The following is a 25005-nucleotide window of genomic DNA, read 5'->3' on the forward strand; positions in this document are numbered from 1 at the left end:
GGCGATACCGACTTAGGCCAGTACTTTATACACGGTCGTAGGCGGCAAGAAATTCGACCGCCATCCGATAATGTGGATCAACCCCGTCCGGCAGCTCGTCATTGACGAATTCACGAGGAGTCAGCCAGCGGTGCTGGTCATGCTCCCAACTGATGGCGACGTCCGGCTCTTTTTCCGGCAGGCGGCCGATATAGGTCTGGTAATGGCAATTGGTGACCGGACGGATGTCTTCGTGGCCAAGGCGGAGCGTGCTGGCATCGATGATCAGGCCGGTCTCCTCAAAGACTTCGCGGGCGACGGCATCGGACGGGTCCTCGCCCTCGTCCACCAGGCCGCCCGGCAGGTCCAGATGGTAGGCGTAGAGGGGATGCGTCGAACTACGGCGCAATACCAGGATATTGCCCGCAGCATCAAGCAGGATGGCTTTGGCGGAGGTAAAATGAGACATACGTTTACAGTGAGGTAATGGTCACGATGACCTGTCCAGCCAGCAAGGCCACGCTGGCCACGGCACCGAACCACGGCACAAAGGCCGGGGAGAGCCGTAGCTGGCGCGCATGGCGCGGGTCGCGCCGCCGGATGACGATCAACGATAGGTTGACCGCAATGAACACAAACAATAATAACAGACTTGTCAACTGCGCCAGGCGGTCAATCGGCAACCAAAGCGCCGCCACGCAGGCCACTGCCGCCACCAGCACCAGGCCGCGCGTCGGCACGTGACGGCTGGAGACGGCCGCGAACCAGGGCGGCAGCCAGCCCTTGTTGGCCATGCCGTACAAGAAACGCGACCCCATGACGAGGTTGACGATGATGCCATTGAGCGTTGCCAGCAACCCGATGACGATGATGATGCCGGCGCCCCCGCCAGTGGCCATTTCGTAAGCGGCCGCAAGCGGTGCGCTGCTTTCGCCAAGCCGCTGCGGCGTCAGCACACCCAAGGCCGCCACCGTGACCGCAAGATACAACACCGTTACCAGGCCAAGCGCACCGAGGATGGCTTTTGGAAAAGCCTTTGCCGGCTCTTTGACCTCTTCGGCCACATTGACCATATCCTCAAACCCCAAAAAGGCATAGAAGGCAATGAATGACGCCGCAACGATGCCAGCCAGCGCCGCCGTGTCGATACTGCCGAGCGAAGCCGTGAACTGGCCGCCGAACACGCCAAGCGCCTGGGGTTGTGCCAACAGGATGCTGCCCGCCAGGAACAGCAGCCCGCCCACCTCAATGGCAGTCAGTGCGGCCGCCACGCCCACCGATTCTTTGATGCCGCGCAGCGTGATCGCCAGCAGCACCAGCGCCCCTGCGACGATGACCAGCTCAAGCGGCACCGCCACCAGCGAGGTGAAATATCCTGCAAAGCCCTTCAGTAAGGCCGCCGTCGAAATCGTGCCGGCAACTACCAGCAATATACCGATCAGCGTCGAGAGCCGCGGCCGCCGGAACGCTTCATGAAGATACACTGAGATACCGGCACTGACAGGGAAGCGCGACGCCAGCTCGGCGTAGCTGAGCGCCGCGCAGAAGGCCACCAGCGCCGCCACTAAAAACGCCAGTGGCGCCAGGTAGCCGGCCGGCTCGGCAATCTTGCCAATCAGTACATAAACGCCAGCCCCGACGATGTTGCCAGCACCGTAGAGCGCCAGCATCGGGGTAGATATGACGCGGCGGAGTTTGGGGGCGGCTGTCTTACTCATATAGTCAGTATACCGCGATTAGTACCCGCGCCGCCGCTCAAACTTCCGTTTATGCCGCGACTGCCATCCCTTGCGGCGGCCATGTTCCCTGGGGTGGTGCCCATACGCCACGGTCGTCAGCCGTGCCAGGTCATCGCCCTGCAGGTAGGTCTGCACCTTGGCCAGCTTGCTCAGTTCGATGCGCTGCTTCTTGTTGAGATCAAGCAGGGAGATGGCACCGGCGGCGATCTGCCGCACCCGCTGCTGCACCTGACGCACCGGCACTGTCGGGATACGGCGCTGGTTGACGATCTGCAGCGTCTGGCGGTCTTTTTCCAGCTGCTCATGCAGCCAGATACCATAGTGTTCTACGAATAGCTCCTCGTTGCGCGGCGACCGCTCCAGCAGCGGCGTACTGGAAGCTGCGAAGGTCCGCCCGTTGAACTTGACGCTGCGCCGGGCCGCCAGCGTGCCATACCGGCTATCAAAATATACCTTGCCCGGCTGCACCTTGAAGACATCCGGCGCCAGCTCCTGCAGCCACTCCGGATCGACCGCAGTAACATCGTTGACCAGATGCAATGTCTCCAGCCCTTTGACCGTCGTCACTTGCAGGTCAAAGGGCGTGCCGGCAATCAGGTTGGCGTGATGCACTACCGTGCCGTTTGAAAGTTCGCGGCGTTTCTTGGTGCCGATATGGATAGCCTCGCCACCCGGCTCGACCGCCCACAGCTGGTGCAGCTGGCCGGCCACGATGCATTTCAGCAGCTGGGTGGCGGTCTCGTCGCCGACCGGACCGGGCTGCACCGCCCCCAGTCCAAGGTCACCGTGCAGCCGCTCGTGCACTTCCTCGGCCTTGGTGACGTTCTTGGTGATGATACCGAGCTGCTCGTGCTCGGTCTGAGCGATGGTATCCAGCGCCCGGTACACATCGTACTGTGCCAACAGGTCCGACTGCGTCTGGCGCGTCAAGCGCCGCCAACCGGTATAGCGGGTGCCGCCCCGCACGATGCCGCCTACCTCCTGGATAGCAATGATGACCGCCAGCGTCGCCTGCACCTGCTGTGAGTAACGGCCGCCCTCCACCAACATCCGGGCATAGCCGGACGAGACCGGGAACTGCTCCATCTCCCGTCCGATATCCGTAACTTCGCCACTCGTTGTCAGGGCGCCCAGGCTGACCAGCGTCCGCTTGGCCAGTTTGATGGTGCTGCGGCTGGGCGAATGATAAAATTCGAGGCTCTCGATATCGATGCCGATATTGGCCAGCCGTAGTACCAGCCGGTCGATGTGCTTGCGCATGATTTCGGGTACGCCGTATGCCGGCCGCTCCGCCAGCGGGGAACAAGGCATATCGCCAAGCTGGGCCAGGATATACTGACCCTCCTTAGTGCGGCCGGCCCGTCCGGCACGCTGCAGACAGTCTGCCTGGGAAATCTGGGCGATGAACAGGCCCTCCACGCCGCTGCGCACCTCGCTGCGGCGCTCCAGGCCGGAATCGATGACGATATCGATGTCATCGATGGTAACGCTGGTCTGCGCCACATTGGTCGTCAGCACTATCTTGCCACTGGGATAATGCTTGAAGGCTAACTGCTGCTGCGCCGGTTCCAGCTGGCTGTGCAGCGGAATGACCGGCACGCGCCGGGCGGCCGCCTTGCTCTTCAGGGCGTCGGCCACGTTCTCTATCTCGGCCTTGCCCGGCAAAAATACCAGCATATTGCCGACAGATCCATCCAGCTGGGCGAATACTTCCGCCAACAGGTCATTAGCCTGACGCTTATGCACTGCGAAGCTGCGTCCCGCCACACTGATGGGCGGCGGAGCATCAAAATACTCTATAAGAGTCTGGGTCTCGATAGTAGCGCTCATCAGCACCACCTTGAACTGCGGATCCTCCTGGCAGCGTTTTTTGGCCCAGGCCACCAGCACTTCCATGTTCTCGTTCCACTCATGGATCTCGTCCAGCACCAGCACCTGGTGCTGATCCGGCCGGTTATTCGTCCCGCTGCCGGTCAGCTCGCGCACCAGCTGCAGACCGTCGGTGCAGTACATAATGACGTTATCGGGGTGGTCGTCGCGCTCATGGGCGGTGCGATAGCCCACCAGATCCGTGCAATCACGCCCCATGCGCCATGAGTATTCCTCACGCACCCGGGCACTCAGATTGCGGGCCGCCAGGATGCGCGGCTGGGTAACGATGATCTTGTTGTAGCCGTGTTCCGCCAGGAACTGCGGCACCTGGGTGCTCTTGCCGGCACCGGTCTCGGCGGTGACGATGGTCACCTGGTTAGCATCGACGGATGCCAGGATATCCTCCCGGCGGTCGTAGACGGGCAGTTCTTGCAGATGTTCGAAACTGTCGGCACTCATGCCCCCTATTGTAGTCTAAAACCGCCCAGAAATGAGAAAGCCCCGCCCGCAGCGAGGCTTTCTCATTGCGGATGGGGCGGTGAAGCATAAGTAGTATAAAAAGTCAATAGTGCCGATCAGGCTCCGGTCCGTACTGCAATCCGTTCTGCGTAGAGTTTGAGCTGCTCCGTGGTATACGGTCCCGCCTCGGCGTAGGCATCGGCCACTTCCTGGCTGATGCACTCCCGTTCAGTCCGGACCTTCGTGCGGCCATCCTCCAGCCGGTCGAGAAAGTAGGATTCTTTGTACATGCCGGTCTTCTGCGGGTCATAGGTGCAGCTGAATTCGCGGTGCGGCTCCAAGGCGGCGATAGTGCCTTCCCAGCGCATCTCATTATTCGCCTCCTGGACACCCGGATCTTCAACCGTGGCGGTATACACGATGGCAGAACCGGGCCGCCAATCCGTCTCTACCGTACACACCTTCAAAAAGGCGTCCGACCCCTCGGTGGTCGTCAAAGCCTGCCAGACTGTTTGGATGTCGGCGTTAATAATCACTTCGTCCACATTCGTCACCATGTGCGAATCTCCGTTTTCATTTATATGTTGCTGCGGTGCTGCTGCATTTAAATAGCTCCTCTATAAGTCTGTGAGCCCTGTGGGTACCAGTCGGGTCGGCAGAGGAGTACTATAAAAGTAACACCAGACGTGGGTGTCATGGTGTGACGCAAATCACACCTTTAAGGTTAAAAGGGTATAGGAGGGGCAGTATGGCACGAGTGAGCACGTATCTCAATTTTTCGCGCAACACCGAAGAAGCGTTTAATTTTTATAAGAATGTCTTCGGTACAGAATTCCTCGGCGGCATCAGCCGCATGGGCGATGTGCCGCCGGCGGACGGGCAGCCGGAACTCAGTGAAGAGGATAGGAATCTCGTCATGAATGTCCAGTTGCCGATCCTGGGCGGGCACATGCTGATGGGTACGGACGCGCCCGAATCCCTGGGTTTCAATGTCGTACATGGCAACAATATATACATCAACCTCGAGCCGGATACGCGCGGCGAAGTCGACCGGCTCTTTGCCGCGCTGGCCGAAGGCGGCGAGATTGAGACCAAACCGCAGGAGATGTTCTGGGGCGGGTACTACGCTTCAGTCAAGGACAAGTTCGGGGTCTGGTGGATGTTCAACACCGAGAGCCGCGAGTAGCCGCTAAAAGCGGTAGATGGCGGCCACCCGGACACCTTCAGGCATCAGCTGCCGCTTGAGGCCCAGGACCGTACCACCGTGCTCGATGACGGAGCGCAGCAGGGCGCCATATTTCTCATCAAGCTTTCTGATGATGAGGGCACGGCGCGATGTATCATCGACGGAATCGGCCGTTTCGTCAAGGACGCCGACCAACAGGCAGTCGACGCGGCCGGTGCCCGCAGCCTCTTTGATGTCAGCCATATCTGAGGATGACTTGCGCAGCCCGCGCAGTTCCTGCAGCCGCTCGGTCATGTCGTGCATGCGGGCATCGATGATTTCTTCCTTGACCAGGCGCCAGGACAGCGCATGCAGGTCGGGCAGGGTGTCGCTGGTGTGGTTGCCGGGCAGGTAGGCCCGCATCAGCTGGTTCATCTTGCTGTTGGCGCGGAAGTCGCTGGCTTCGCTTTCGGTAGCAGCGATCAGCATCGGCAGCGTTTGGTCAATCTTTGTGCCATCCATCAGTTTGCCGTCGATGATGCGGAAGTACTTAAGGCGTTCTTCCTGGCCGGCGTGGTTTGAATCACCCTGGCCGTGCGAGCTTAGCATGTCATTGCCGCCGCCAGCAGTCGCGACGCCACGGATGGTATTGCTGTTGCTGAACATCTCATCGATGTTGAGCGCGGCTTCGGGACTGGCAGGCAGGCCGATGTCGACCGGCTCCAGGCCGTACAGGTCGCCGCGGAACAGCTTGGGATCATGCATGGCAAGCGCCAGCAGGTAATAGGGCTGGTTGATTTCCTTCAAAATAAGGAGCGGCGCGACGTCAAAGCTGTCGCCGACAGCCACTTTTTCATCGCAGATAATCGGCAGGTGGTACACCTCTATCTTTTCCGGCGTGGCAAAGATGGCCATGGTTTCGCCGGCCTGTTGCCAGATATCGGTGGTGTCAAGCAGTCCAGCCAAGCGCTGGCACAGCTGCTCGCCAAAGCCTGCCTGGCCGTCTTCTCTGCAGTGGCGCTCAAATTCGCGCAGAAGGTTTTTGAACCGGGTCTGGTCCTCTTGGATGCCGGCCGGCGACGAATTGGGGTGTGTCGGCAGGTATATCGTCACCACCGGGGTTTCCTGCTGTTTTGCCAGTGACTCAATTGCGGATGCTGTGATCTTTTGCATATCCCTCCTTGGTCTTTACGTTGCACAATCATTGAACCATTTAATGAAGGACTGCGCTGTTACCTATTTCACAGAGTGTAAGAAATTTTATTGACATTATGTATATAATATGTTTATGTATCACAGTCAGCATTGTGGCCTGCCGGACCGGTGAAGGCTGGTGCCAGCCCGAAACATGAGGCCGACCGCCGACACCCCGATATGTTCGGGGTGCCGGCCTTTCTTTTTACGGAAATGATGACATGTGCAAGATTCCTCACATCGGCAGCCGCCCCATATGACCTACGATAAAACTATCAGATAACTGAGAGGGGGTAGCATATGGACGCACAACAGATAATCGACATGGTGTCGCAACGGGTCCGCGACACGGCCAACGTCAAGACGGTCTTTGGCGACCCGATTGAGTCGGATGGCGTCACCATCATCCCCGTCGCCAGCGTCAAGGTGGCGGGCGGAGGGGGCGGCGGTGCCGGCCGGCCGAAAGGCGGCGACGCTGGCAGCGAGAAAGATACCGGCATGGGCCTGGGCCTGAAGGTGATGGCGACGCCGGTCGGCTATATAGAAGTGGTTGACGGCAAGGCCAGGATGGTTGATGTAGTCGATAAGAACAAAGCGATCCTTGGCGTATTGGTGGTGGCCGGTTTGGTTGCGCTCAAGCTGGGCATGGCGGCAGCCTGGGGCGCCAAACGGCACGGCAAGATGATGAGGCACATGGCGGCCAGGTCGTAGACGACACTTTGTTACTATAGGGGCATGAGCAGTACCATCAAGACCCTTGTCAATGACGCCAGCGTCGAAGCTTTCATCAATTCAGTAGAAAACGAAACCCGGCGGCAGGGCGGCCACACCCTACTGGAAATGTATACCCGCATCATCGGCGAGCCAGCCAGGATGTGGGGCAGCGCCATCGTCGGCTTTGGCCAATACCACTACAAATCCGAGCGGAGCCGGCAGGAAGGTGATTGGCCGTTGTCAGCGTTTTCACCGCGCAAGCAGAATCTTACTTTGTATATCACGTTCGGATTTGACGGGCAGGAAGCGTTGCTTGAAAAGTTGGGCAAGCATACGACGAGCAAAGGCTGTCTTTATATCAATAAGCTCGCGGATGTGGATGTGGCGGTGCTTGAGAAGATAGTGAAGGCGTCGCACGAGAAGGCGGTACGGGAACTTACTTAACCATCGGGTTGTGCTCAGACTATGTCTTTGGCGGAAGCGTCTTGGCGTAGACCAGGCCACGCCGGACCCAAACGGCCAACGCAGCACCCTGCGCATCGTCCGCATTGACGCGGAGCCAGCCCTTCAGGGGGCGGTTTTGCATGACCATGATTTCGGCCGGGGTCGAAGCCAGCAGCTTGACTGTATCCTCCGGGTCGACGCGCACCATGATACCGCCCTGACCGCTGGCGCAGATGACGAGGTGACCCTGATACAGGAATGCCTGGCTGCCGAACATCCTTTTCTCAGTAATGTCAGGTTCGGCGGCGAGCAGGGTCCTGATGCGGGCGGCGAGGACTTCGTCGTATGCCATGGCTTAATTCAATGCCGTCAGGTAGTGGTTGAGAGCTTTATCGCGGCCGTGCAGCACATCAAAGTAGCGCTTGGAAAGCCGCCTGGTCACCGGCCCGACGGTCTTGTCGCCAACGCGGCGGGCGTCAATTTCCACGATGGGCGCCAGGTACGCCGAGGTGCCGCAGGCAAAGACCTCATCGGCGATGTACAGTTCCGTCAGGTCGATGTCACGCTCCTGGATGGTCAGGCCTTCAGCCTCGGCGATTTCGAGGATGGTGCGACGGTTGATACCTTCCAGCAGGTCACTGGTGGTACCCGGCGTGACCAGGACGCCGTTTCTGACCATGAAGATATTGGCGGCACTGAGTTCGCAGACATGACCGGCGGCGTCCAGGAAGATGCAGTCATCGTAGCCGCTGTCGAGAGCGTCCTGCTTGGCCAGGACCGAGTTGACGTAGGCGCCGTTGACCTTGGCGCGGGAAGGGATGGCGTAATCGGGGATGCGGCGCCAGACACTGGTCTTGAGGCGGGCGCCATCCTGCGGCACGATGGGTAGCGCCTCATAGATGAACATACTCAGGACGGTGTGCAGACCGCGCGAGCGGGTACCCGGCACCATCTCATCGACGTGGATGGTGACGCGGACGAAGGCTTTGTCCTTTACATCGTTGGCGGCGATAAGTTCCTTGACGGCGGTCAGAAACCGTGGCTCGTCCCATTCGGCCTCGAAGGTGTCAATGCCGATGATGCGCGCCGAGTTGACCAGGCGCTCAAAGTGCTCCTTGAGGCGGAAGGCGACCAGCTTGCCATCGGCATTGGTATGGACAGGGAAGACGGTGTAGACGCTGAGGCCGTAAAGGATGGCGGAGGTGGTGATGTTGAGGTGGGCGTCGGCGAGGGGGCGGATGGTGTTGGCGAAGTAGGTTTGGGGGTAGATGTGGGGCATGGTAATGCTAATTATATATCACATTGAAGTAGTGCATTGGCTTGGCGGGGGGTAGGGATCGTATCATTTTGCTCGCTCTACGTTCGTCTTCGCTGGCGCTACGACTCACCCGTTTATGCCTCTCGCCGGGCAGCCTTCGTCTGCTCGGGTCGGCATATGATTTTGCAAGCAAAATCAGCGGCCAAGCAAGGCTAACGGAACGTCCACTGGACGTTCCGACCTCCGGTTCGATCCCTACCGCTCCCAGACTAAGAAAAATACCAGAACATGAGTTCTGGTATTTTTCTTGGCTGGGACGGTAGGGATCGAACCTACGTATGACGGGACCAAAACCCGTTGCCTTACCACTTGGCCACGTCCCATCAGCTGGGTCTGCAGCAAAGGGATTATACCATTTTGAACGGGGGAGGCCAAACGGCGGCCACAGGGGCACGAGAACCAAGGCCGGAAGCGGCCTAGCGGGAAGTGACCTTCACGGGGCGCGACACCGTCAGCCCTTTCCATTCAAAGCTAAGGACATTGCCGCTCGGCTTCAGGACATCGGCTCCCAGGAACTGCCTATCGAGGGCGATGTCGGCAACTTTCGATTCGTTGGGCGCATAGGAATCGTCGGTCAGCGCCATGCCGCACATAGTGCTGGCGGCGATGTCATTCATACGCGGCTGCGGGCCGGTACAGGTAGAGCTGAACTGGAAAGTCTGAGGCCTGTCGGTCAGGTTAGTGACGGTCGTCTTAATGTTGGCTGCGCTGCGGATGACCGTGGGATCAGCAGCATCCTTATAGAGCGACACTGTTTGGGGGATGACGGCGCACAGTCGCATCGTCTCGTCGTCGGAGCAGATGGTGCGCGAAGATGGCAGACTGGCATCGCCGGCATCAGCCAGCCCGCCTTGCTCTCCGTAGGTCTCGTTGACGATGACACTGAAAATGATGACCACCAACGCCATCGCCAGCAGCACGATGACCGGTACTAATATCTTTTTGCTGATTTCTGTCTTTGCAGTAAGCTTCTTCATACTTTTTATTCTACCTGAAGAGTGGGGTACAATGGCAAGTGTATGAAATTGTTGGAGTACCAGGCAAAGAATCTACTGGCCATGCAAGGGGTCAGCTTGCCGGTGAGCCAACTGTTGGAATCGCCAGTGGCACCACTGGAACTGCCGTTGCCGGTAGTCCTGAAGATGCAGGTCCCCGTGGGCGGCCGCGGCAAGGCCGGAGGCATCAGGGTCGCCACCACCTTGGCAGAGGCGGCACAGCTCGGCCAGGAACTTTTCACGCGTGAAATATCCGGCTACGGCACCGAAGGTCTCCTTGCCGAAGCCTTGCTGGATATCAAAAAAGAATATTATCTGTCGCTGATGGTCGACACGGCCGAGGCGACCATCGTGCTCCTGGCACACAAGCAGGGTGGCGTCGATATCGAACAGGCGGCCACGGCCGAGGAGCCGCTGCGTCGTTTCGTGCTGGAAGCGGCACCAGACAGCGCGTTATCCGATGAGCTGCTGGCGTACTTCGACTTGCCAGCCGGCGCGGCTGACCAGTTGCAGCGCCTGCTTGGCCAGTTGTACGATGCGTTCGTCAGCGAGGATATGCTGCTGCTCGAGATCAATCCGCTTGTATTGACCAAGCAGAACCAACTGGTCTGCGCCGACGCCAAGATTGAACTCGACGACGATGCCGGCTACCGCCACAGCCAGCACTGGCCCCGCCCGCCGCAAAGCAGCCAGTTTGTCAGCCTGCCCGTGGATGGAGGGGGCGGCCCGGTCTGGGGATCGATGGCCAATGGCGCCGGCCTGGCCATGGCCACCGTTGATGCCATCACCGCTGCCGGCGCCCGGCCGGCCAATTTCCTTGATATCGGCGGCGGCACCAGCAGCGACAAGATGCTGGCCGCATTTCAGCAGATAAGCAGCCTGCCGCAGGTCTCGGCCATCATCGTCAATATCTTCGGCGGCATCACGCGCTGCGACGATGTGGCCCGCGCCATCCTGAGCGCCCGCCGGGAAGTCGCGGGCCTGCCGCCGCTCTTCATCCGCCTGACTGGCACCAACGAGGAGGCGGGACGCGCACTGCTGGCCGAGGCCGGCATACCGCTCTATACATCACTCCAGGAATGTATCGAGGGAGCACTCCATGTTTGAGCGGCTTCTCAGCAGGCCGCCGGTCCTCGTGCAGGGCATTACCGGCTCGCATGGCCTGTTCCACACCAAAGGCATGCTGGCTGCCGGCACCAATGTAGTCTGCGGTGTCACGCCGGGCAAGGGCGGACAGGAAGCCGCTGGCGTTCCGGTGTACAACTCCGTTAAGGCGGCAGTCGCTGCCCACCAGCCGCAGATCAGTGTCGTTTTCGTACCGGCGCCGTTTGCCAAGGAAGCCCTGCTTGAGGCCATCGAGGCCGGCATTACCTTCATCGTGGTCATCACGGAACATATTCCTGTTCACGACATGCTGGCCGTCATGCGGGCGGCCCGCCGCCAGGGCGTGACCATCCTGGGCCCCAACTGTCCCGGCATCCTTATTCCTGACATCATCAAACTGGGCATCATTCCTGCCAGCGTCGGCAGGCCGGGCGACACGGCCATCGTCAGCCGCTCCGGCACCCTGACGTACGAGGCGGCTGCCAGCCTTGGTGCGGCCGGTATCGGCCAGTACAGCATCGTCGGCATTGGTGGCGACCGGATGCGCGGCGTCTCCTTCGTTGACTGCCTGGCGGCTTTTGAGGCGGATGCGGCCGTGCGCCGTATCGTGCTGATCGGTGAGATCGGCGGCCAGGATGAACTGCGCGCCGCCGACTACATCGCCCGTCATGTCAGCAAGCCGGTCTATGCCTATGTGGTCGGCCATAGCGCCCCGCCAGAAACCCGCCTGGGTCATGCCGGGGCCATCATGGGCAGTCAGGACGAGTCGGCCGCTGCCAAGACTGCCGCCCTGGCCGATGCGGGCGCTATTACCGCCGACAGCCTGCCGGCCCTTATCGCGCGATTGGCAGAGAGCTGACCCATGCGCCGGCTCCATCGTTTCCTGGGCCGTCTGGCTGCCCGCACCATCCCAATCCAGCGGTTCGACAGGCGCCGGCGCGTCCGCGTGGCCGTCCTTGACCACGAGTCGCACATCCTGCTTGTCCAAAACTGGTTCGGACAGCAACTCTGGAGCCTGCCGGGCGGTGCCTGCAAGCGCAACGAGACCCCGGCGGCAGCCGCCATCCGCGAACTGCGCGAAGAAACCGGTATCGTCGCGCCGGTTGATGCACTGCAGCATATTGGGCGTTTCAGCTGCGATGAAGGCAGCCGGCCGTTCGTCGTCGACCTGTTCACGGTACGGCTGGAGCACCGGCTGGTAGCCAGCTCCCGTTCGCCAGAATTACTTACCTGCGACTGGCATGATACCGGCACCCTACCTTCGCCGCGCTCCACATTGATAGGGCAGGCCTTGCAAACTCCGTCCCTGCCGCATCACTAGAAGCCATTCCGCTTGCACCACGCCGCCACTCCGCTATACTCATGGGAATGAAACGAGCAAAACTGCCCGCCGAGCCGGTCGGCCCGGTCATTTTGGAAAAGCTGGTCAACGGCGGACAAGCCCTTGGCCGGTTGCCTGATGGCAAGAAGGTATTCGTATGGGGTGCCTTGCCCGGCGAGACAGTCATGGTGCGCCTCGCCCGCTCTAAGCGCGACTGGGCCGAGGGCGCGGCCGCAACAGTCGTGCAGCCCAGCCCGGAGCGCATCGCCCCGCGTGACGGCGAAGGCTACCTTTCGACCTCGCCCTGGCAGATACTTGACGAGTCCGCCGAGCTGCACTGGAAGCAACAGCTTATCCGCGACGCTTTCGCACAACAGGGTATCACTCTGGAAGACGAACGGTTCACCAATGGCGACAGCTGGTACGGGTATCGCAACAAGGTGGAGTTTTCCTGGTATGGCCAGACCGATGATGCTGGCCGCGAGCAGCTCGACCTGGCGTTCTTCAGACGAGGCAGCAAGGGTAAGCTGCCCGTAGAAGGCACCAGCCTGGCCCGTGAGAGTATCAACCAGGCTGCCCGCCAGATCCGCGATCTGCTGCGCGCAAAAGGCGTCACGGCCCGTGCACTCAAGACACTGCTTATCCGCTGCAACCAACAGGATGCCGTGACCGCGCAACTCTATGTCAAGGATGACGATTTTGCAGCCATCACCGAAACGGACGCAAAGGACCTGGGCCTCCACGGTTTCAGCGTCATCTTTTCCAATCCCAAAAGCCCCGCCTCGGTCATCACCAAAGTGCTCGGGCACTGGGGAAGCGAGTATCTCGAAGATAGCCTGCTTGGCACGACCTTCCGTTACGCCACCGAGGGCTTCTTTCAGGTCAATCTACCGGTTTACGAACAGGCCCTGCTGGCCATGCGGCAGTGGATCTTGCCGGACACGCCGGTGCTCGATATGTACAGCGGCGTCGGCAGCATCGGCCTGACCATCGGCGGCAGCGCCCCGACGATGGTCGAACTGAACCGGGCCTGCGTGTTGGAAATGGAGCGCAATGTCCAGGCGAGCAGCAAGACGGCAGCCACCATCGTCCATGCCGCTTCGGAAGATGCACTGGACCATATCACCGCCGGCCAGACTGTCATCGTCGACCCGCCGCGCGCCGGGCTGCACGCCGACGTGACGGCGCGCCTGCTGGATCAGCGCCCGCCAAGTATCATCTATCTCAGCTGCAACCCCAGCACCCAAGCGCGGGACGTAGCCCTGCTGCAGGCTGGCTATCGCATCGAAACCAGCCACGGCTTCAACTTTTTCCCACGGACGCCGCACATCGAAAGCCTTATCGTACTAAGCACCCTGGCATAAAAGAACCGTCCGGACACAGGGCGGCTCTTTGCTGCGTTTTCTGATGACGGCTACCTGCGGCGGCTCTTGACGTTGAGCACCTGGCCCTTGGCTTCGGAGTAGTAATCTATCTGGAAACTGACGCAATCCTCTGGCTCCGGGTCGCCTGGAGCCGGCGGCTCGGCGGTGTAAAAACAGCCGCTGCCATCCGCCTGGTAGGCATAGTATCGGTAGTTCGTGCGGGTGGCGGGGCCAGAGGTAGCGATTGAATTAGTGGTGCCTGGGGGCGCGTTGGGCGCAATCAGCCCGGTGATAGGGAAGCCGGGCAGGTTGTTCTTGACCCAGGTATAGCCGGCGCTGGTCTTCATGCTTTGGTCGATGGGGTAGTGGCCGTTCTCTGTAAAGTACAGGTCGAGTTGCGCGGCCAGCAACTTCATGTTGGTTTCGCGCTGATGATCACGGGCATCGCGCTGGGCAGTCGGGAAGACGGTAAACCCGACCGTCAGCAATACGCCGATGATAGTGATGACAATAACCATTTCGGCGATGGTGAAGCCCCGGGTTTGCTGTGTGCGAAGAAGACGTTTCATACTGTGCTTGAAGTATTCATTTTATGCTATTGCTTACTTTGCAGTATAGCACAATTAGAGACGCCGCCGGCGACCCGCACGCAGATGCGCGGGTCGCCGGCGGCAACAGGTCAGGCTCCAGTCATGGGTGCGGCATGCGGCTCCGGCGGCCGCAGCCCGAAGACCGCGGGCATCTGATCCAGAAGGAAATCCTCCAGCCCCTCGGAGTCGGAGGGGCTCCAGCTGAGTATCGCCTGGAGGGCGCCCGCCATGAAGTAGCGGATCAGCAAGTCGGGATCGATGCCAGGCGCTATGGATCCGTCGTTCCTGCCCTGCAGTATGCACCCTTCGATCAGAGCGTACAGTCTGGACGCCATGCTTTCCGACTGGCCTTTCAGCTGCAGGTCGCCGCAGCGGACCATGGCCCTCACCAGCGGGCGGTGCCGCTCGCTGCACAGCCGCTTTACCAGCAGCGTCAGTGCGGACTGAGGGCCGACGTCACACAGGCACCAGCCAAGCTCCTCACAGAGCCCGACCACCTGATCGTAGTAGGCAGAGGCCAGGAGTCCCTCGACCGTTCCGAACAACCCACGCACCCGGCCGTACGACAGGCCGACCTCGTTGGCGACATCCGACAGCCGGACGGTGCCACCATCGGCAAAGAGCCGCCTGGTGGCATGGAAAATCTCCACGAATTCGGAGCCTTGCAGCAACGCTGGTGTAGACACGCTTATCCTCCAGGGACAGGCGGCGCCACGGGCGCGGCACTCTTTGTCAGACCTGCCCATAACCTTACTCCCCAAAGTATGAAAAGTAAACAAAAGAAATACACCACCGCCGCCGACTGGCGATGGTGTATTTCCTATCGCGGGGTCGGTGGGGTGGTGTGGTGGTGCTGTCGGCTAGTCGTTGTGCGCGTCGACCTCGACGTCGAGGTCGAGGTCGAGGTCGTCCTCCCGTTCACTGATGTCGAGCACGGCGGAATCGATGCCCATCGCGCTGGTGATCAGGTGGAGCATGAGGCTGACGATGGGATCGGCCTCGTCGGTGGTCCGCGGCCGGTCACGGCCGATGCGGCGCAGGGCCGCGTAGGCGAAGACCTCGGCCACCTCACCCGTCTCGACCTGCTGGTCCTGGACGAGCCGCTCTCTCACTGCGGCCTGCAGGATCGTGTCGAGCAGCAGCTCCAGCTGACGCAGGAGCGAGCCGGCCTCGAAGGGCACGACGTTGTGCTCCTGCTGGAAAGCGATTTGGACGAGCGGGCGGTACACGGAGTTGCAGAGCAGCCGCAGGAAGGCCTGCAGGGCTGCCATCGCCCCGTCACCCTGGAGCGTCTCTTCCACCTCCTCCTCGAACAGGTCGAGCTCCTTCTCGAAGGCCTCGACGATGAGCAGGTCCTTGGAGGTGAAGTGGCCGTAAACGGTCTGGTCCGCGACACCGGCACGCCGGGCGACCTCGCTGACACGGAGCTCGAAGCCCTCGACAGCGAATATCTCGCGGGCCGCCTGGATGATGGCGGCCCGCGATCGGTCGCGACGGGTGCGGGCACTGCGGGCGTGGGGCGTGGCGGGCTTTTCGCCGGTCATGACGTTTCCTTTGCTCGGGTGTAGCCGGACAGTACGATGACGCGGCTGGGTGCCGTGTCTATCTATATTATTATACACCATTTCGTTAAAAAAGTCAATATAAGGTGTTTCCAAACTGAAATACGCCGCCACGACCGGCAACGTATTCCAGTTGCCAAGCGTGACGGCGTGATGCCGGGCGGATGCGCGGCTAGGTGCTGGCGGCCGCGGGCTGCGTGATCTCGCGCTTGATGTTGGCGAGAAACTTGCGGACCTCCTCGTTGCGGGACTTGATGAGGCGATCTCCTCGTGCCCCGCGAAAGCCCACCAGGATGATTCTCAGGTGGCGCTCGGCGAGCTCGACCGGGTCAACCTCCAGGCACTCGGGGTTGCCGAGGTTGCTCTCCTTGATGCAGCGCTCCAGCAGCCGCTGCAATTGCAGTTGCAGTGGCGGTGCGCCATCGGGCAAGGGCGAGTAGCCAGCGGCCAACACGGCCCGCACCAGTCCCAGCCGGTCGTTGCGGCCGAGCGTCCGCACCAGCACGCGCAGAGCCCGCTCAGGCTCCACTTCCAGCATGAGCCCGATGGCCCGCTCGATGTCCAGGACATCGAGCTGGTAGGCCAGCGTCACGGCCATCCTGAGGTCCGGGAAGCTGGCACGGATCGACCTGCGGCCGCAATCGGCCTCGTCAGCCACGGCCTCGTCCGTCGGCATCTCGCCGCGTTCATAAATGCGGCGGACGGCCTGGATGATTGCGATCTGACGGATGGTGAAGTCGTCGGGCAGCCCGTAGGCGGCTGCGTAGGAATCCATATGCGGTCCTTCGTGTCGAAGTTGCAGGGTGTCGATGGGCTGGACGTGCATACTATACACTCATCAGTACTTTTTTGCAATTATACAGGCATGAAACACGCCACCCGGCTGCCAGCGATACGTCGCGCTGGGGCAGCCGGGTGGCGTCATTGCCCTCACGCTTCAGGTGGCGCCAGTGCCAGGCGGAACAGCTCAAGCACATGCCCAACCGCTTGTTCACGACGCTCACCAGTCAGCGGGCCGCAGGCGTCCAGGTGGTGCAGGGCCTGGATCGTGTGGGTCCGGGCGATGTCCGCCGCGTTGATCCGCAGCAGGTTGACGGACCCGAAGCAACCCCGCTGGATGGCGTCCTGCATGACCACCCACAGCCGCAGCAGCAGTGGATGGTTGCCCGGTGGCGCCACCCGCTCACCCAAGCTGATGACCGCCTTGACCATTCGCCGCCGGGAGGGATGGCTGAGACCGAACCAGAAGGCCCGCGGCGCTTCATCGGGTGCGTAGATCTCCACCATCCTGAACGCCCGCTCAAGATCGTTGACATCGCGCAGGTAGGCGGCCGCCAGCAGGACATCCAGACTGGCAAAATCTGTCCTGACACTGGCCTGACTATAGTCGGCCAGGTCGGAAACGGTTTCGACGGTCAGCTGTCCGGAGCGCTCGTATAGCACACGGGCGGCCTCCATCAAGGCATGCTGTCGCAGCGAGTAGCCACTTGCACTGTCGTACAGGCGGACGGTGTCATGCGGTTTGCGCGTCATTGCACATTTCCTTTTGCAGATGCTGTCCTAGGGTGGACTGGCATGGACGAGAGTAGTATGGTCTGATAGTGAAAATTTGTAAATAGTCTGCCTCTCCGTTTCATCCCGATTTCATAAGCCGATGCTACACTAGGAAACGATGAACAGCTTCGACCAATCATTCAAACAGCTCAACCAGGCACAGCAGGCAGCGGTGCGCGCCATCGACGGACCATTGCTGGTCCTGGCCGGGCCGGGCACGGGCAAGACCCAGCTGCTGGGCATGCGCGTGGCGAACATCCTGCTCAAGACCGATACGTTGCCAGAAAATATCCTGTGCCTGACCTTTACCGAGAGCGGCGCTTCCAATATGCGCGAGCGTCTGACGCGTTTCATCGGCCAAGCGGCATATGACGTCCAGATCGGCACCTACCATGAGTTCGGCGGCGGGCTCATCAAGCGTTTTAGCGAGTATTTCACCGAGAGCCGTCTGGAGCGGCCTGTCGACGAACTGGGGAAGCATCAGATCGTCGAGACGATAGTTGCCGGCATGAGCTACCTCAATCCGCTCAAGCAGACCGAATACCATCTCTCCGACCTTATATCCACCATCAGCGAGATCAAACGGGCGCTGCTCTCAGGCGACGACCTGCGCGCCATTGCCGCCGAGAACCATGCCTTCATCGTCATGGGCAGCACCATGACCGGCGAGCTGTTCGCCGATTTCTCACGGATGCCCGGCAAACTGGACAAGGCCATGCCGCTATTTTCAGAGCTAGCCTCCCGGCTGAACACCCTTGTGCCGGACGAGCCGGTCAACCGGCATTTCGCACCGCTGGCCACACTGGCCTGCCAGGCATTGGACGAGGCCATGCGCGAAGCCGAGGCCATCGGCAAGACCACACCGCTGACCAAATGGAAGAATGACTGGCTGGCCAAGAACAACGAAAACCAGTTCGTCATCACCGGCGAGTTGACCAACCGGCGGCTACATGCGCTGGCCGACGTCATGGAACAGTATCAGGACGCGCTCGAAAAGTCCGGCTATTACGATTTCGATGACATGATCCTCCGCGCCATCCATGCTCTCGAAACCAACGATGACCTGCGCCTCACCCTGCAGGAGCGCTACCAGTACCTCTTGCTGGATGAGTTCCAGGATACGAACGCCGCCCAGTTCCGCCTGGTGGAACTGCTGACCGACAACCCCGTCCACGAAGGACGCCCCAACGTCATGGCGGTAGGTGATGACGACCAGGCCATCTATGCCTTTCAGGGCGCCAATTACTCCAATATGCTCGATTTCTTCAATGCCTATCGTGGCGTGCAAGTCATCAACCTCAAAGAGAACTACCGTTCGCACGGCGAAGTCCTGCAGACGGCGCATGCGGTCGCCACCCAGATCGACGCCCGGCTGCACCACCATTTCCCGGGCCTGGAGAAAGAGCTGGTGGCCAGCAACCCCAAGTTTGGCGGCCAGGCGCTTATCTCCCGCGATGAGTTCGTCAGTGACATCGCCCAGTACGATTGGATTGCCGAACAGATTGAGCAGCTTATCCGCCAGGGGACCAGGCCGGCCGAAATCGCCGTGCTGGCACCAAAGCACAAATACCTGGAGCCGCTGGTGGCACACCTGAATGAACGCACCATCCCGGTCTCGTACGAGAAGCGCGAGAACATTTTGCAGGCACCGGTCATCCGGCAACTTGTCGGTATGAGCCGGCTGGTACTGGCACTGCGTGACAACAATACCCAGATAGCCAACAGTCTTTGGCCCGAAGTATTGAGCTATGACTTTTGGCAGATACCCGTCCGCGACATCTGGGAGATCAGCTGGAAGGTCAGCGATAGCCGCGGCAGCCTCAGCTGGAGCCAGGAGCTATTGGAGCAAGCACGCTTCCAGCAGCCCGCGTTGCTACTACTGACACTGGCCGCCCAGGCAGACGAACTATCGCTGGAAATGATGCTCGATTACCTCAGCGGCACCGCCGAACTCATCACCAATGACGAGCGTCTCCCGACCGCCTCGTCACCGCTACGCGATTATCTGCTCAGCCCTGACCTCAGCGACCTGGCGGGAGGCAGCCTCAAGGAGCCCGAGCTGTTCTACCACACCCTGTCGCACCTGACGGTGCTGCGCGCCAAGCTGCGCGAACACCAGGAAGCCAGCGACCGGCCGCTGGTCCTGCGCGACCTTATCCACTTCATCGGCCTGTACGAACGGGCCGGTCAGCAGATGCTCAACACCAGCCCGTACAACCAGCATGCCGATGCCGTCCAGCTGATGACCGTCTTCCGCTCCAAGGGCCTGGAGTTTGAACATGTCTTCCTGCCTAGCCTGCACGATGACGTCTGGGGCGAGACATCCCGCGGCAACAGCAACCGCCTGACGCTGCCGGCCAATATGGCACCGGTCCGGCCAGGGGCCACCACACCGGATGAACGCCTGCGTATCTTCTTCGTGGCTATCACCCGCGCCAAGCTCGGCCTGCATTTCACCAGCTTCACCGGGACTTTCAGTGGCAAGACCAACCGCCGCCTGAAGTACATGAACGAGCTTGAGCAGCCGGACGGGTCACATGCCAGCCTTATCCTGCCCGAGCATGTCCGGACCATTCACACACATGATGAAAAACCAATCGCCCTCGATCATCTGGAGCTGAACTGGCGCACCAAACACCTCGACCACCACGGCGCCGTCACTATCCGCGACCTGCTGGCCGAGCGGCTCGACGCCTACCAGCTCAGCCCGACCCACCTGACCAAGTTCACCGACCTGCAATATGGCGGCCCGGAAGATTTCTTTTTCAGCGTGCTGCTGCGCTTCCCATCGGCCCCGACCGCCGACAGCATCTACGGCACCGCCATCCACGAAGCCATCGAGTGGCTCCAAAAACAGCTCAACGGCGGCAGCGCCATGCCGACGCCGGAGCAGCTGGCCCAACACTTCCGCGACCACCTCAAAGAACGCCATCTCACACCACACGTGCTCGAACAACTCAGCGAGCGGGGCAGCCACGCCCTGACGACCTATCTGCCAGCCCGGGCAGCCAGCTTCAGGCCGGGCGACAAGGCAGAGGTCAACTTCAAGCACGAAGGGGTGTTTATCGGCCCGGCGCACCTCGGCGGCAAGGTCGACCTGCTGCGCATCGACCAGAAGGCCAAGAAGATCACTGTCGTCGATTACAAGACCGGCGCCAGCTACGCCCGCTGGAAAAGCGACACCAAGCTGCACAAGTACCGCCAGCAGCTCTACGCCTATAAGCTTTTGGTCGAGGGCTCGCATACGTACCGCGGCTACACGGTCGACAAAGGCCTGCTGGAGTTTGTCGACCCGGATAACGAGGGTGCCATCAATACTTTGGAGCTGACCTGCGACCCGAAGGAGGTCGAACGCACCAGGCTGCTTATCCGCGCCATGTGGCAGCACGTCAAACGGCTGGAGCTGCCGGATGTCAGCCTCTACAACAGCAACCTCTCAGATATCATCAAGTTTGAAGACTGGCTGATCTCGACGCTGGAGGAATAGGGAAGGACTGCCACATTGCTTTTCACATGAAAAGTTATATTATAAGTTAAATACCGTAATCATATGAAGACTGTTTGGAATGAACTGCCACGCCCGTTTTTTGTGCTTGCCCCGATGGAGGGTGTGACCGACAATGTCTTCCGTCGCGTCGTCAGCGAGGCTGCCGCCCCGGACATCTATTTCACGGAGTTTGTCAACGCGGCCAGTTTTTGCAGCCCCAAAGGCATCCATTCGACCCGCGGCCGGCTGGCTACCGAAGACCCGATCGCCGCGGCCGGCGGCCAGCCGGTGCCCAAGGTGCCGTTAGTCGCCCAGATTTGGGGTACCCGCCCGGAACAATTCGCACAGATGGGGCGTGCCTTGGCAGACATGGGGTATGACGGCATCGATATCAACATGGGGTGTCCGGTCAAGGACGTCATCAAGACCGGCGCCTGCTCGGCACTCATCAACAACCCGCCGCTGGCCGCAGAGCTCATCGCTGCCGCCAAAGAAAGCGGCCTGCCAGTCAGCGTCAAGACACGCATCGGCTTCACCACACCGGTCATAGAGGAATGGATCGGTCATCTGCTGCGCCAGGACCTCGCCGCCCTGACCGTCCATGCCCGTACCCAGCGCGAGATGAGCAAGGTGCCGGCACACCACGAGGCTTTCGCACAGGTCATCGCCCTCCGGGACGCTATCGCTCCACAGACACCGGTCATCGGCAATGGCGACATCATGGATCGCCAGCATGGCGAAACCCTGGCGGCACAGTACGGGCTCGACGGCGTCATGATCGGGCGGGGCATCTTCACCAACCCGTTCTGTTTTTCTACCGCGCCAGGCCAGCATGACCGGAAGGAGCTATTGGCCCTGCTGCGCTCGCACCTGGATGCCTTTGATGCGGCCGGCCGCGTCCAGCCGCGCAAATTCGACCCGCTCAAACGATTCTTCAAAATATATATACGCAACTTCGACGGTGCCAGCGAACTGCGCGAACGGCTGATGAGTGCGAAATCTACAACGGAAGTCCGCCATATTATTGACATTTCTGCGTAATATTTGTACAAAGAGTGGGTAAGTTATTACTTATGGACGTTGAGTCATCGTAGAACTCGCTATATTTGTTTGCAATTGCTAGTGGCCGCCGGCGTTCCTCCCTTCCGCGAGGGGAATCCAGCCCGCCGACGGCATGGCCGCGGAGCGGGGAAGGGCCCCCGACCTCTGATCCGCTCCGCGGCACCTTACAGATAAGCCCCGGCCGCTGCTGCGCCTCGCACTCCGGGCGTCTCCACGCCCTACGCAGCCGCTGCCGTGCATAACGGAAGCACCTACCGTCATCCCGTGCCCGGGATGATGAGTGCGCGCTCGCGCACGTGCTTCCAAAGCTGGGTGGCCGGGCCACCACCCGACGCGCGGACCCCTCCAGCGCGAAGGGGTCCGGCCACCCAGCCGTTCTACATCACTCCGTGACACCCGCAATAAGCGTGGCCACCCGTCGCCCTCATTCGAGAGGCGACAGGCGACCACGCTGGCGGGTTTTTGCTTTGTCTGCTTATGCTGTGCATGACGTCACATTATTGACTTATACGCTGCAGTATGCTATAATAGTATTACCAGTTGTCGCACTACTGGCACGACCGGAACACTCCGACGACACCCCAGAGGTGAAGCGATGAAGTACATCACCAGCACCAAGTGCTCCGGCTGCTGCGGGCGTTGCGACGGCACCAGCCGTCAAGACCGCGGTGGCACCGGAACCTGTGGAGGCGTCCTTGGCGGCGGTGGTTGCGGCGGCACCGGCCACAACTCCAACTGCCGCAAGCAGTGGGTTGATGAAAACGGCAAATGACCCCGCCGCGCACCAACCGGTCGCCCTGACCACCAGGGCCACGTCCGCCTGATGGCGGGCATACAAATCTTCAGTGGGCCACCACCCGCTGAAGCTGGGTGACGAAAGCGGTCCGTCCGCACGTCATTCAGGCCGGGTGTCCCGGTGATCTGCGCCCCCCCTCCGACGCGATCACCGGGCCCCGGCGCCTATCCCACGCAACATATAACACCCGCCAGGCTGGCAGGTGTTCTTTTTTATCACGAATGACGCGCCAGTACATACGACTCACGACACATCATGGGCGAAAAAGCAAAAGCCCCGCGCCCAACCGGATCTCGGGCGGGCGCGGGGCGGCGGCCTCAGTGGGCCAGTCGTTCACACCACACACTCATGACGTGATGGTCCTGCCGCAGCAGGAACGTCGTGGCGTAGGCGAGGCTGAACAGCTGGCCGACGGCTTCGGCCAGCAGGCGGTGCTCCGGACTGTCACCGATCAGCTGCGCCGTACGATGGAGCGCCTGGGCGTCGAGGACGACCGGGTAAGCACCTGTCGCCTGCCAGATGTTGTCCACCGCCTCGAAGGGCAGGCCGGTGCGGCTGTAGACAAGCAGCCCGACACCGTAGGAAGGGCTGCGGGTCGGCAGGTGCATCTCGTGCAGCGTGCCGGGCGGCAGTTGTGCAGCCCGCCGCAGCACCTCCTGCAGGTTTAGCATGTACTCCGGCGTCAGGCGGTGCGCCCAGTCGGCGATGTAGCGGCGCAGCTCTGGCGACAGACGCGGCTCCTGATCGGTCTTTCCTCCGGTCCTGTCGAAGTAGAGCCACTCGTACATGTCGTACACCGGCGAACGCTCATCAACCAGCTGCTGGAGCGCCACCCACCAGTGCCACATCGCCAGGCACTCTCGGTGCAGGCTGGCGTAGAACTGCGGCAGGCTGGCGATGTACTCCAGGTGCTCGAGGAACGAGCCGCCGCGCACGGCCGATATCTGCAGCGCGGCCGACAGGGGACCGCCGGCAACGCCGCCGACAGTCTTCCAGTCCAGGCATTCCAGCATGGCGGCGGTCGGTCGCTGGCCCCAGCTGAAACCGCTGGTCACCAAGTGCTGGACGGTGGCATGCAGCTCGTCGTCCAGCGGGTAGATGGCCGGGCGGGCCAGCTGGGGACGTACGCTCGGCCCCCATTGTTCCAATCTGGTAACACGCGAGAGAAAGCGGTGGGTCGGGCGAGGGTCGGGCATCGAAGGCACCTTTCGTCGTCGGTACGGTGTCCGTACTATATAAGAGCATATCCATGAAGTTTTTGCAATAAAAAACCTCCGCACCCGGCCTGCGCGCAGTGGCAGGCCGGGGCGGAGCAGTACTCACGCGTCGTCACCCTGGCGGACGACGACGAGCTTGTGCCGGGACTTTATGAGCGTCCCGACGGCACAGGCCAGGTTGAAGAGCTGGCCGACGTGCCGGAGGATGAGGGCAGCGTTCGGCTCCCCGGTCACCCAGGTGGCCGTCTTGAGCGCCGCTTGGGCGTCGAGGACGGCCGGAGCGCTGCCGAGCAGCTGCTTCATGGCGCTCATCGCGTCGAAGCTGCTTCCCGTCAGGTTGTAGACCAGCAGCCCGGCACCGTCCCAGCAGGGACGCGCAGCCTGCTCGCCGAGCAGCATCCGCCCGGACAGGTCGCCCAGGTAGTCGCTCAGCGACGTCCGGAGCGGCGGCACGAAGTCGTCGGGCAGGCCGGCGGCCCAGCGAACCACCCGGTCCTTGGCCGGAGGCTTCAGCCAGGGGCCGTCGCCGCAGCCGGCGTGGATCCGCTCGTACAGCTCGTAGACCGGTGCGTCGGGGTCAGCCAGCTGCCGGACGGCAGCCAGCCAGGCGCCACTGAGCACCAGGCAGCCCTCGTGCACGTTGAGCTGCCTGCGGCGGCCGAGCAGCTTCGCCAGGTTGGACCTGAAATCGCCACCTTCGAACACCGACAACTGCAACGCGGGCAGCAGGGCGCCGCCCGCCACACCGCTGGTTTCACACTGGTCGAGGCAGCGGGTCGAGTAGACGCCACTGCCGCCCCAGCTGGCCGGCTGCTCCAGAAGAGAGGTCGCACGGGCGACCATCTGGTCGTCGATGTCGTGCAGGGCCAACCAGGCGAACGGGTGGGCCTCGGACGGCTCCGGCAGAGCAGCATCGCCGATGGTCAGCACGGTGCAGCTGATTCGCTTGGAGTCGGACGTTGACACGTTGGTACCTCGTTTCATAGTTGGGACGTGCGTGCGTATTATGACATAAAATATATGTATTTGCAATAAAAATACCGCTTCAGCGGCTGTTGTGTCAGTGCAA

The 25005-nt window shown here is 61.1% G+C and carries 25 protein-coding genes and 1 tRNA gene; 10 read left to right on the top strand and 16 right to left on the bottom strand.

The annotated features are described in order from the left end of the window. Nucleotides 1–25: 25 nt before the first annotated feature. The 4 genes from JNJ66_04230 to JNJ66_04245 form a co-directional block, all read right to left on the bottom strand. A complete protein-coding gene (locus JNJ66_04230) occupies nt 26–448 on the bottom strand; it encodes an NUDIX hydrolase (GenBank protein ID MBL8159640.1) in 423 nt (140 codons plus the stop codon). A 4-nt stretch (nt 449–452) separates the two neighbouring features. Further along, complete coding sequence (locus JNJ66_04235; GenBank protein MBL8159641.1) at nt 453–1697, bottom strand: amino acid permease; 1245 nt, start codon at nt 1695–1697, stop codon at nt 453–455. 18 nt (nt 1698–1715) lie between these two features. Beyond that, a complete protein-coding gene (locus JNJ66_04240) occupies nt 1716–4049 on the bottom strand; it encodes an ATP-dependent RNA helicase (GenBank protein ID MBL8159642.1) in 2334 nt (777 codons plus the stop codon). A gap of 116 nt (nt 4050–4165) precedes the next feature. Beyond that, nucleotides 4166–4606, bottom strand: a complete 441-nt coding sequence (locus JNJ66_04245; protein ID MBL8159643.1) for an SRPBCC domain-containing protein — start codon at nt 4604–4606, stop codon at nt 4166–4168. A 191-nt stretch (nt 4607–4797) separates the two neighbouring features. Between JNJ66_04245 and JNJ66_04250 the strand changes: the two genes are divergently transcribed. Beyond that, entirely contained in the window at nt 4798–5235 is a 438-nt protein-coding gene (locus JNJ66_04250) for a VOC family protein (protein ID MBL8159644.1), read from the top strand. 3 nt (nt 5236–5238) lie between these two features. Here JNJ66_04250 and JNJ66_04255 read toward each other — a convergent pair whose 3' ends face one another. After that, nucleotides 5239–6387 carry a hypothetical protein gene (locus JNJ66_04255; protein MBL8159645.1) on the bottom strand — a complete coding sequence of 383 codons (1149 nt, stop codon included), beginning with the start codon at nt 6385–6387 and terminating at the stop codon, nt 5239–5241. A gap of 321 nt (nt 6388–6708) precedes the next feature. Here JNJ66_04255 and JNJ66_04260 point away from each other — a divergent pair, with 321 nt between their 5' ends. Together JNJ66_04260 and JNJ66_04265 are read left to right on the top strand one after the other, a co-directional pair. Then, nucleotides 6709–7119 (top strand): hypothetical protein, encoded by a 411-nt coding sequence (locus JNJ66_04260; GenBank protein ID MBL8159646.1) that lies wholly within the window; start codon nt 6709–6711, stop codon nt 7117–7119. 24 nt (nt 7120–7143) lie between these two features. Next, entirely contained in the window at nt 7144–7566 is a 423-nt protein-coding gene (locus JNJ66_04265; protein MBL8159647.1) for a DUF1801 domain-containing protein, read from the top strand. A gap of 19 nt (nt 7567–7585) precedes the next feature. On the opposite strand, the gene JNJ66_04270 is transcribed toward JNJ66_04265, so the two are convergent. The 4 genes from JNJ66_04270 to JNJ66_04285 all read right to left on the bottom strand — a co-directional run bounded on the left by JNJ66_04270 (nt 7586) and on the right by JNJ66_04285 (nt 9861). Then, nucleotides 7586–7918 (bottom strand): TfoX/Sxy family protein, encoded by a 333-nt coding sequence (locus JNJ66_04270; GenBank protein ID MBL8159648.1) that lies wholly within the window; start codon nt 7916–7918, stop codon nt 7586–7588. Between the two features lie 3 nt (nt 7919–7921). Beyond that, the gene (locus JNJ66_04275) at nt 7922–8845 is read right to left on the bottom strand and encodes an aminotransferase class IV (GenBank protein ID MBL8159649.1); all 924 of its coding nucleotides are present in this window, start codon (nt 8843–8845) and stop codon (nt 7922–7924) included. 287 nt (nt 8846–9132) lie between these two features. Continuing rightward, a tRNA-Gln gene (locus tag JNJ66_04280) sits at nt 9133–9207 on the bottom strand. A gap of 93 nt (nt 9208–9300) precedes the next feature. After that, a complete protein-coding gene (locus JNJ66_04285) occupies nt 9301–9861 on the bottom strand; it encodes a hypothetical protein (protein ID MBL8159650.1) in 561 nt (186 codons plus the stop codon). A gap of 42 nt (nt 9862–9903) precedes the next feature. On the opposite strand from JNJ66_04285, the gene sucC reads away from it, so the two are divergent. The 4 genes from sucC to JNJ66_04305 are packed head-to-tail and all read left to right on the top strand — an operon-like array spanning nt 9904 to nt 13668. Then, nucleotides 9904–10986 carry a succinate--CoA ligase subunit beta gene (gene sucC, locus JNJ66_04290; protein MBL8159651.1) on the top strand — a complete coding sequence of 361 codons (1083 nt, stop codon included), beginning with the start codon at nt 9904–9906 and terminating at the stop codon, nt 10984–10986. Then, a complete protein-coding gene (gene sucD / locus JNJ66_04295; GenBank protein ID MBL8159652.1) occupies nt 10979–11842 on the top strand; it encodes a succinate--CoA ligase subunit alpha in 864 nt (287 codons plus the stop codon). Before sucC ends, sucD begins: the two co-directional genes overlap by 8 nt. 3 nt (nt 11843–11845) lie before the next feature. Further along, a complete protein-coding gene (locus JNJ66_04300) occupies nt 11846–12304 on the top strand; it encodes an NUDIX hydrolase (GenBank protein MBL8159653.1) in 459 nt (152 codons plus the stop codon). Nucleotides 12305–12351: 47 nt separating this feature from the next. Continuing rightward, entirely contained in the window at nt 12352–13668 is a 1317-nt protein-coding gene (locus JNJ66_04305) for a class I SAM-dependent RNA methyltransferase (protein MBL8159654.1), read from the top strand. A gap of 50 nt (nt 13669–13718) precedes the next feature. On the opposite strand, the gene JNJ66_04310 is transcribed toward JNJ66_04305, so the two are convergent. The 5 genes from JNJ66_04310 to JNJ66_04330 all read right to left on the bottom strand — a co-directional run bounded on the left by JNJ66_04310 (nt 13719) and on the right by JNJ66_04330 (nt 17353). Further along, nucleotides 13719–14237, bottom strand: coding sequence for a type II secretion system protein (locus JNJ66_04310; GenBank protein ID MBL8159655.1), 519 nt, complete (start codon nt 14235–14237; stop codon nt 13719–13721). A gap of 110 nt (nt 14238–14347) precedes the next feature. After that, entirely contained in the window at nt 14348–14944 is a 597-nt protein-coding gene (locus tag JNJ66_04315; protein MBL8159656.1) for a hypothetical protein, read from the bottom strand. Between the two features lie 174 nt (nt 14945–15118). After that, nucleotides 15119–15880: a TetR/AcrR family transcriptional regulator gene (locus tag JNJ66_04320; protein MBL8159657.1), complete on the bottom strand. Its 762-nt coding sequence runs from the start codon at nt 15878–15880 to the stop codon at nt 15119–15121. A 112-nt stretch (nt 15881–15992) separates the two neighbouring features. Continuing rightward, entirely contained in the window at nt 15993–16655 is a 663-nt protein-coding gene (locus JNJ66_04325) for a hypothetical protein (GenBank protein MBL8159658.1), read from the bottom strand. 95 nt (nt 16656–16750) lie between these two features. Then, complete coding sequence (locus tag JNJ66_04330) at nt 16751–17353, bottom strand: hypothetical protein (GenBank protein ID MBL8159659.1); 603 nt, start codon at nt 17351–17353, stop codon at nt 16751–16753. A 139-nt stretch (nt 17354–17492) separates the two neighbouring features. On the opposite strand from JNJ66_04330, the gene JNJ66_04335 reads away from it, so the two are divergent. From JNJ66_04335 to JNJ66_04345, 3 genes are all read left to right on the top strand, one after another. Next, nucleotides 17493–20861 carry an ATP-dependent helicase gene (locus JNJ66_04335; protein MBL8159660.1) on the top strand — a complete coding sequence of 1123 codons (3369 nt, stop codon included), beginning with the start codon at nt 17493–17495 and terminating at the stop codon, nt 20859–20861. Nucleotides 20862–20924: 63 nt separating this feature from the next. Further along, nucleotides 20925–21902: a tRNA-dihydrouridine synthase gene (locus tag JNJ66_04340; protein MBL8159661.1), complete on the top strand. Its 978-nt coding sequence runs from the start codon at nt 20925–20927 to the stop codon at nt 21900–21902. A gap of 616 nt (nt 21903–22518) precedes the next feature. Next, nucleotides 22519–22695: a hypothetical protein gene (locus JNJ66_04345; GenBank protein MBL8159662.1), complete on the top strand. Its 177-nt coding sequence runs from the start codon at nt 22519–22521 to the stop codon at nt 22693–22695. A gap of 341 nt (nt 22696–23036) precedes the next feature. Here the strand turns inward: JNJ66_04345 and JNJ66_04350 are convergent, their stop codons facing one another. Beyond that, nucleotides 23037–23915, bottom strand: a complete 879-nt coding sequence (locus JNJ66_04350; protein ID MBL8159663.1) for a hypothetical protein — start codon at nt 23913–23915, stop codon at nt 23037–23039. A gap of 123 nt (nt 23916–24038) precedes the next feature. After that, nucleotides 24039–24968: a hypothetical protein gene (locus tag JNJ66_04355; protein MBL8159664.1), complete on the bottom strand. Its 930-nt coding sequence runs from the start codon at nt 24966–24968 to the stop codon at nt 24039–24041. Between the last annotated feature and the right edge of the window lie 37 nt (nt 24969–25005).

The sequence above is a fragment of the Candidatus Saccharibacteria bacterium genome (genome assembly GCA_016789455.1).
Taxonomy (GTDB): Bacteria; Patescibacteriota; Saccharimonadia; order Saccharimonadales; family Saccharimonadaceae; genus CAIJKY01.